Raw genomic sequence first — 8,716 nt, 5'->3', positions numbered from 1 at the left:
CAGCTCGATCTCGCCGCGTATCGAAGTGCTGGAGCCTGGTCGCTGCGTGGTACGCCTGAAACAGCGCAGGTCGATCCAGAACCATATCGGCACCGTGCACGCGATCGCCATGTGCAATGCCGCCGAGCTCGCCGGCGGCATGGCCACCGAAGTGACGATCCCGGGCTCGATGCGCTGGATCCCGAAAGGCATGAGCGTGCGCTACCTGAAAAAGGCGCTAGGTGAATTGCATGCCACGGCTCGTGTGCTGGCACCCCAGGACACCGCAATCGCAGGCGATCTTCACGCCATCGTCGAAGTCCGCAATCGTGACAATGAAATCGTCTTTGATGCCGATATCACGATGTGGGTTTCGCCGCGCTGACCATCGCTGGAATTTCCGGCCGAGAAATCATTCAATCAGCGCTTCATCGCCTGCGCGTGATGGATCAGATGATCGGCAATGAATGACTGGATGAACCAGTAGCTATGGTCGTAGCCAGCCTGCATGCGCAGGTTCAGTGGCTGGCCTGATTCTCGGCAAGCCTGTTCCAGCAGCTGTGGCTTGAGCTGCGCTGCCAGGAAAACGTCGGAATCGCCCTGATCGATCAGGATCATGCCGTCGAAGCGTTTGCCAGTGCGCAGCAGCTCGACCGTATCCCATTGCTTCCAGGCTTCGCGATCCTCGCCGAGGTAAAGGGGCAGCGCCTTTTCTCCCCAAGGCACCTGACTCGGCGCAACGATCGGTGCAAACGCCGAAACCGAACGATAGGCCTGCGGATTCTTCAATGCGATGGTCAATGCGCCATGACCACCCATCGAGTGACCGCACAGACCGCTGCGACCGATGTCAGCCGGAAAATTTTCCTCGACAAGGGAGGGCAGCTCGCTACTCACATAGGAATACATGCGGAACCGACTGGCGAACGTTGCGTTCGTGGCATCCAGGTAGAAGCCTGCGCCTTCGCCGAACTCCCAGTCGCCGGTTGCGCCTTCAATGCCGGTATCACGCGGGCTGGTATCCGGGGTGACCAGCATCAGTCCGAGCTCGGCCGCCAGCCATTGCGCGCCAGCCTTGATCGCAGCCGTTTCCTCGGTGCAGGTAAGGCCGGCGAGGAAATAGATCACCGGCACCTTGCCCATCGCCGCCTGTGGCGGCTGGAACACGCCGAATTTCATCGAGCCGCCAGTCGCGGCCGACTCGTGGCGATAGAAACCCTGCACGCCGCCGTGGGAACGTTGTTCGGAAAGTATCTCGAGCTTCATGGTTGTGTTCACTCCTCGCTAGTACACGCAAGCTGTTGCGTTCAGCGGTTCTGTTCGGGGGGATGGGTAGGTTTTGACAGGTGTCGATCTGATTCGTTGTTCGGGAGCATCCTGGCTGCCCGCCAGCCGATCCAGCCGGAGCTGCCGGCTGCAATCATTGCCAACAGCGCAAATCCGGGCACGGTAGTGCCGATTCCGCGCAGCAGGTTGAACCCGGTGGTGACGGCAAGGTCGCCGAATCTCCACACCGAGGTGTCGATGAAATTTTTGGTCTTGTAGCGCGTTTCGGCATCGACGCGCGTGTACATCGAATCGGCCGCTGGCTTGAAGACACCGTAGGCGCTGGCGCGCGTCACCACAGCCACGGCCGCAATCCATGGGCCGGCAAAAATGGCCAGGCCAGCGAGCATCAAGGCCTTGATGGCGCCATCCAGCGCCAGCGCTGGAGCTGGTCCAAAGCGGATCAGCAGCAAGCGGGTGACGCCCAGTTGCAGGAAAACCTGAAGCAGGTTTGCGTAAAAGTCCACATTCGCGGAAAAATTGATGCGTGCTTCACGCGTGGCATATGTGGCACCGCTGTAGTCGGCCAGCAAGGCATAGATCACGGTACCCACTGCGTCACCCAGCAGCATCAGGATGGCCAGTCGGCGCATCAGCGGTGACTTCAGGGTCTGGATCGCCCCGGCGATGAAGCTGCCGCCGATAACCCGGGTGTCTCGTTGCTCGTCGCCCGCGACAGGATGGCGGCGCGACCAGGCCGACAATGCCAGGATGCAGAGTATGGAAAGGCCAAGCAGGGCCGATGACATGACCAGCAGGCCCGAGACGCCGATCACCTCGTTCAAGGCGCGCGTAAGTGCCGGGCCGGCAATGGCGCCCAGCGTGCCGCCCAGCGCGATGATCGGAAACAGCCGGTGGGCTTGTTCGGAATCCAGCAGGTCGGCCATGAAGCTCCAGAACACGGCAACGACAAACAGGTTGAACACGCTGACCCAGACAAAAAATGCAGAGCCGAGCAGGCGCGCTCCGATCGTCTCCTGCATCTGGAACAGGGGAATGAACGCCAGCATCCCGACCAGGAAGAAAAGGTAGACCATTGGTACGAAGGTGCGTCTTGGAAAGCGCGCTACCAGGGCGCCGAACACCGGCGCCAGGGCCAGTGTGACGACAAAGGTGGCGGCGTAGAAGATCGGCAGAGCCGTGGAGCCCACCGCCGCTGACAGCTGGTCGCGCACCGGCCGGATCACGTAGTAGGCCGCGAGCACATTGAAGAAGTACGCGAACGAGACGCAAACGACGAACCACTCATGTGACTGGATGGCAGGACGTTTTTGCACGCGTGATGTCCGGGGCAGGGGCACGAAAGACTAGCATGCGGACCTGTGCTCTTCGTGCCCTCTATAATCGCTGCATGATCCCGACCCTGTCCGCCATCCACATCTATCCGGTGAAGTCTTTCGCCGCGCTGAATCCCGAACAGGCTCTGGTGGAAGCGAGAGGCCTGGTGGGCGACCGCCGCTGGATGATCGTCGACGCAGATGGATCCTTCGTGACGGCGCGCAAGCATCCGAGCATGGTTCTTGTCCGCGCCGAATTCATCGACGACGGGTTGCAGCTTTCCGCGCCAGGCATGCCTGAAATGCATGTGCTGCCTGCGCCGCAACGGGCACGTGTTTCCGCAATGGTGTGGGAGAGCAAGGTCAGCACCCTGCCGGCCAGCGAAGAGGCGGATGCCTGGATCAGCCGGTACCTTGGTTTTCCTGCTCGCTTCGTACACATGGACCGGGAATGCACGCGGGCCATCGATTCCGCATATGCGCCTTCTGGCGAGGAAGTCAGTCTTGCGGATGGCTTTCCATTGCTGCTGATCTCGCAGGCAGCGCTCGACGGCCTCAACGAGAAGCTGGGCGAGCCCGTCGACATGCGCCGATTCCGGCCCAATCTGGTTGTCTCCGGAACGCCCGCCCATGCAGAGGATGGTTGGCGAAGTATCCGTATCGGAGGCATACGCTTCGATCTGGTCAAAGCCTGCGTTCGCTGTGTATTGACCACGGTTGAGCCCGAGCGTGGGGAATTCGATGCGACAGGCGAGCCGTTGCGCACCTTGATCGGTTATCGCCGCACCGTCAAAGGCGTGACGTTTGGGCAGAACCTGATACCACGTGATTCGGGCCGCATTCGCATTGGCGACAGCGTGGAAATCCTCGACTAGTCGGCAATGCCTTTGCAAGCGTCACTGGAGCATGTGCTCTATTCGCGCCGTTTAGGGTCATGGGGTAATTCGGAGGTTCCAGCGAATCATGACCTATGACTACGTGATTGTCGGTGCCGGTTCGGCCGGCTGCGTGCTGGCAGATCGGCTCAGCGCCGATCCTGCCAAGCGCGTGCTCCTGCTCGAGGCCGGTGGACGCGACTGGCATCCGTTCATCCACATGCCCGCAGGGATCGGCAAGCTGGCCGAGAGTCCACGCCACAACTGGAACTACAACACCGAACCGGAACCCAACCTCGATGGGCGCAGCTTGTGGTGGCCACGCGGCAAGGTGCTGGGTGGCTCAAGCTCGATCAATGCCATGTGCTACATCCGCGGTGTAGCCGGTGACTACGATGACTGGGCAACCGCAACCGGCGATCCTCGCTGGGCCTGGGACAACGTGCTCGACTACTTCAGGCGCTCCGAGGCCAACACGCGCGGCTCCGATTCACTGCATGGTTCCGACGGCCCGCTCGGTGTCGCGGACTTGCGCCATCGCAATCCCCTGTCTGAGGTGTTCATCGATGCCGCCGAAGCGGCAGGTTTCGCACGCAACGCCGACTTCAACGGCGACTCCCAGGAAGGATTCGGCTTCTACCAGGTCACCCAGAAAAATGGCGCGCGCTGTTCGACCGCCGCATCGTTCCTGCGCGAAGCGCGAGGGCGCGCCAACCTCACGGTACGCACACACGCGCAGGTCCAGCATGTCCTGCTGGCAGGCTCACGAGCCTTTGGTGTCGACTACCGGCACCACGGCCGCCTCAAGCGCGCCGAGGCGGGAGAAGTCATTCTGGCCGGCGGCGCGCTCAACTCGCCCCATTTGCTCATGCTCTCCGGCATTGGACCGGGAGGGCATCTGCGCGAGCAAGGCATAGCCGTCCGCCATGAGCTAATGGGTGTGGGTGGCAACCTGCAGGATCATCTTGATATCTGCACGCTGAACTATTGCACTGAAGCCATTACCTACGATCAGGCCAGCGATCTTGCTGTCGGACTCGAATTCCTGTTCAAGCGCAGCGGAATAGGCACATCGAACATCGCCGAGTGCGGTGGTTTCCTGCGCTCGCGCCATGCCGAGGACGACCGATGCGACATGCAGTTTCATTTCGTGCCAGCCCTGCTCGACGATCACGGTCGCAACAAGCTGGATGGCAACGGTTACACCTTGCACGCCTGCATGCTGCGGCCGAAGTCGCGCGGTCGACTACTGCTCAAGTCGGCCGATCCGCTGCAACCGATCGCAATCCATGCCAACTATCTCAGTGATGCCGAAGGCTACGATCTGAAAATGATGATCGAAGCGGCCCGGCAGTCGCAAAGGATTTTCGCCCAGGTCCCGTTCGACCGCTACCGCGGTGCCGAGATCCATCCAGGCGTGGATATCGATGATGACGTGGCAGTCGAGGCATTCGTCAGGCGCAAGGCTGAAACGGTTTATCACCCGGTAGGCACCTGCCGAATGGGCGTCGACGACGATGCAGTTGTCGACGCCGAATTGCGCGTGCACGGCATCCATGGCCTGCGTGTCGTTGACGCTTCGGTCATGCCTTGCCTTCCCGGCGGCAACACCAATGCACCTACCATCATGATCGCGGAGCGCGCCGCGGACCTGATCATGGGCAAGCGCTAGAAAGCAGCTCCATCCAGCCAAATACCCTGGCAATGGCGAACCACCACTGGTTGCCTGACCGCCTTGGTGCTAGCCGAAGGGTGTTGACGGCGTGGCATGGTGCGGTGTGCCGCATGCCCGTTCAGACTTGCGGGACTTCGCGTACACTTCCGCGCGATTCAGGGGAAACTGACAGGGAGTCTTCATGCACGAGGACGTCATCACGACGCCGCCGCCATTGCCGGAACCACCGCTTCCACCCGTTCCGGCCTACCGTCCCGTCATGCAAAGACCACCTTCGGCGGAATATCCGTTCGTGTTCGACGGTTCGGCCCGGGAATATTTTCGAATCTGGATCGTCAACCTGGCCCTGTCGATCCTGAGCCTAGGTATTTTTTCTGCCTGGGCGAAGGTGCGTACCCAACGCTATTTCTACGGATGCACGCGCCTCGCCGGGGTTCCGTTCGAATATCTTGCCAAGCCGCTGCCCATCCTCAAAGGCCGCATCATTGCGGTAATCCTGTTTTCGTCCTACGTGGTTGCCGGGCAATACAGCATCGGCATGCAACTGGGCCTGGCACTGCTGATCGCCGTGCTGGCACCGTGGCTGATTGTCCGCGGTACCGCCTTCAAGGCGCGCTATTCCGCCTGGCGTGGCCTCAATTTCCGATTCATTCCCGACTATGGCGAGGCGTACATCCGCTTCCTGGTGCTGATCCTTCCACTGATCCTCACGCTGGGAATGCTGTATCCCTGGATCAAGGGCAAGCAGAAGGAATTCATCGTCGAAAATCACCGCTACGGAGGCAACTGGTTCCGCTTCCTGTTGAGGCCGGGCCAGTTCTACCCGCCGTATCTGATTGCCTGGGGCGCGATCATGGGCTGGATGATGCTGTCCAGCTTCCTCATGATCGGAATGATCATGGTGGACGTGGCATCCAGCGGCGGCAGTGAGGAGCCACCGGCCTCGATGATGATTGGCCTGATGGTGGTCATGTACTCCGGATATTTCGCCGTGCTTCCCTTTCTTGCCGCAGCACTTGCGAACCTGACCTACAACCATATCGAGATCGACGGTCGCCGCTTTCGCTCCACCCTCAAGGGACACCAGCTGTTGTGGATCTATGCCAGCAATACGGTCGCGATCCTGCTTAGTGCAGGCTTGCTGATTCCATGGGCGATGGTGCGTCTGGCGCGCTACCGAGCCGAATGCCTGAGCCTGCTGAGTCCTGACGATTTCAACGGGATGCGAGCGGAGAGTTCCACTGGCATCGATGCCATTGCTGCGGAGGTGGATGGTCTGTTCGACATCGACATCGGCCTGTGAATGCACTCAAGGGACAGTTCTTCGATGGCAAGAGTAGTCAGCTCCACGAAGTGGAAATCGGGCGCATTGATGCTGCGACGATCCGTGTCTGCGGTGGAGCCATTGATCGCACCGATGCCATTGCCGAGCTTCGTCTTGCCCCGCGTCTGGGACGAACCGCGCGCACGCTGGAGTTTCCGGATGGCGCGCGTGTGCTGGTTGCCGACCAGGCCGGATTGGATGCCTGGTTTCCAGGCGAGGATCGCCTGCAGCGACTCGTGGATCGTCTTGAGCGTCATGCGCATGCGGTAGCCGCATCGATCGTTATCTGTCTTGCTGCCGGCATAGCGACGTTCACCTGGGGTGTGCCCTGGTTGTCCGATCGCATTGCGGAGCAGATACCCCGTGATATCGAGGGCGCCCTGGGCAAGGAAGTGCTGGGGCAGCTCGATCAGTACTTCGGCTTTGCGGCCAGCAAGATCGATGAAGCTCGACAACAAGAGCTGAACCAGCGATTTGCCAGGCTGACCCAAGCCATGCCCGATGCCTCGCGCTATAGCCTGCTCTATCGTGATGCGCCACAGGTGGGTCCCAATGCCTTGGCGATTCCGGGAGGCGCTGTGGTGGTTACCGACCAGCTTCTTGACCTGTTTGCGGATGATCGCGAATTCGACGCCGTGATGGCGCACGAGCTCGGTCACCAGCAGCACCGGCATGCCTTGCGCCAGACGTTGCGCAGTTCCTTCGTGCTGGTGATTGCCGCTCTTTTTACCGGGGATGTCAGCTCGGCCAGTGCGATCGTGGTCGGCGTGCCGACTTTTCTGCTGAAAAGCCACTACTCGCGTGGTTTCGAGGAAGAGGCGGATCAGTTTGCGTTCGAAACGCTGGCCACGCACGAAATCTCTCCATCGTGGTTTGCACAGGCGATGCGTGAGCTTGACTACTACTACGATGCGGACGATGACGGCAGCATGGCCTACCTCTCCAGCCATCCGAGCACGGAAGATCGCATCAGCGCCGCTGAGGAATCTGGCTATGCGTTTGTCGCAAGCCACCCGGAGCTGGCCAGGGAAGAGCCCGACTACGACCCGTGCATCGAAGAGGATATCTGCCCGGACGAGGAGGAAGTCCTCGATTGGTGCGAAGATCTGGAATGCGCGCTTGAGCGCTCGAGCATCCCCATTGAACCGGTGGGCAGCGAACCGGATCCGGACGAGGATTGAACCGATGTTGTGCCGCGTGTCAGCGCGGAATCAGGTGCTGACTTGAATGCGCGGCACTGCCATGCGCGAGAAGCGGTTCGGATGTTGGTGGCAAGCGAATCGCTGCAATTGCAACATGCCGCATGGCATCAGGCCGGAAGGCACATCCAGCGGAAAGGGGATGCAGGGAGGGAGCGTGATTCGATCACGGCTCCCGCGTATTCCTCCGCTGATGCCCTACAGCGCAGCCTCGAGCTCAGGCACGATCTTGAAAAGGTCGCCAACCAGACCGAAGTCGGCAATCTCGAAGATCGGTGCCTCGGGATCCTTGTTGATGGCGACGATGGTGCCGGCATCCTTGATCCCGGTCAGGTGCTGGATGGCGCCGGATATGCCAATTGCGACATACAGTTCGGGGGCGATGATCTTGCCGGTCTGGCCGACTTGCAGGTCGCTTGGGACATAGCCGGCATCGACGGCCGCACGCGATGCGCCGACGGCCGCGCCGATCTTGTCGGCGAGCTTGTAGATGATCTCGAAATTTTCCGAAGAGCCGAGCGCGCGACCTCCGGAGATGACCTTGCTTGCGCCTTGCAGGTCGGGGCGGTCGCTCTTGCCCTGTGCAAGTTCGACGAAGCGCGTATGCGAGGGCAGGCTGACGTCGGCCGTAGTGGCTTCGACCGGCGCATTCGCTGACCCGTCGACCGCAGCAGGCCACGATGCCGTGCGGATGGTCGCCACGACCACGCTGGATGAGGGTGCCTCGACCGTGATGATCGCATTGCCCGCATAGATCGGGCGCTGGAAGCTGTGCGCGCCGGCCACGCTCATGATGTCCGACACCTGGGCCACGCCCAGCAGTGCCGCGACGCGCGGCATGACGTCCTTGCCAAATGTCGTCGACGGGGCAAACACGTGGCTGTAGCCGTTCCCGGCAATCGCCGCGATCTGGGGAGCGTAGATCGCAGCCAGAGCGTGCGCATTCTCCGCGCGTGAAACGGTCAGTACCTTGCTCACGCCTTCGATTTTCGCAGCATCGGCAGCGACTGACGCGGCATCGGCGGCAAGCACCAGCACGTCGATGGCATCGGGCTTGGTCG

8 protein-coding genes are annotated in these 8,716 nt (G+C 61.0%); 5 read left to right on the top strand and 3 right to left on the bottom strand.

Annotation, left to right across the window (positions count from 1 at the left end):
- A partial coding sequence (locus WBP53_RS07280) for a hotdog fold domain-containing protein (protein WP_423927411.1) occupies positions 1-364 on the top strand: 364 nt, incomplete at its 5' end.
- 35 nt (positions 365-399) lie between these two features.
- Here the strand turns inward: WBP53_RS07280 and fghA are convergent.
- The gene (fghA, locus tag WBP53_RS07275) at positions 400-1,245 is read right to left on the bottom strand and encodes an S-formylglutathione hydrolase (protein WP_423927409.1); all 846 of its coding nucleotides are present in this window, start codon (positions 1,243-1,245) and stop codon (positions 400-402) included.
- A gap of 41 nt (positions 1,246-1,286) precedes the next feature.
- Entirely contained in the window at positions 1,287-2,582 is a 1,296-nt protein-coding gene (locus WBP53_RS07270) for an NTP/NDP exchange transporter (protein ID WP_423927407.1), read from the bottom strand.
- Between the two features lie 74 nt (positions 2,583-2,656).
- On the opposite strand from WBP53_RS07270, the gene WBP53_RS07265 reads away from it, so the two are divergent.
- The 4 genes from WBP53_RS07265 to WBP53_RS07250 all read left to right on the top strand — a co-directional run bounded on the left by WBP53_RS07265 (position 2,657) and on the right by WBP53_RS07250 (position 7,637).
- Positions 2,657-3,457: an MOSC domain-containing protein gene (locus tag WBP53_RS07265; RefSeq protein WP_423927405.1), complete on the top strand. Its 801-nt coding sequence runs from the start codon at positions 2,657-2,659 to the stop codon at positions 3,455-3,457.
- A gap of 88 nt (positions 3,458-3,545) precedes the next feature.
- A complete protein-coding gene (locus tag WBP53_RS07260; RefSeq protein ID WP_423927403.1) occupies positions 3,546-5,129 on the top strand; it encodes a GMC family oxidoreductase in 1,584 nt (527 codons plus the stop codon).
- Positions 5,130-5,313: 184 nt separating this feature from the next.
- A complete protein-coding gene (locus WBP53_RS07255) occupies positions 5,314-6,435 on the top strand; it encodes a YjgN family protein (protein WP_423927402.1) in 1,122 nt (373 codons plus the stop codon).
- Positions 6,432-7,637 carry a M48 family metallopeptidase gene (locus tag WBP53_RS07250; RefSeq protein ID WP_423927400.1) on the top strand — a complete coding sequence of 402 codons (1,206 nt, stop codon included), beginning with the start codon at positions 6,432-6,434 and terminating at the stop codon, positions 7,635-7,637. Before WBP53_RS07255 ends, WBP53_RS07250 begins: the two co-directional genes overlap by 4 nt.
- A 216-nt stretch (positions 7,638-7,853) precedes the next feature.
- On the opposite strand, the gene WBP53_RS07245 is transcribed toward WBP53_RS07250, so the two are convergent.
- A partial coding sequence (locus tag WBP53_RS07245; RefSeq protein ID WP_423927398.1) for an electron transfer flavoprotein subunit alpha/FixB family protein occupies positions 7,854-8,716 on the bottom strand: 863 nt, incomplete at its 5' end.

Source organism: Dokdonella sp. (assembly GCF_049593775.1).
Taxonomy (GTDB): domain Bacteria; phylum Pseudomonadota; class Gammaproteobacteria; order Xanthomonadales; family Rhodanobacteraceae; genus Dokdonella.
The sequence above is the reverse complement of the archived record's forward strand: the minus strand, read 5'-3'. Positions and strand labels throughout refer to the sequence as shown.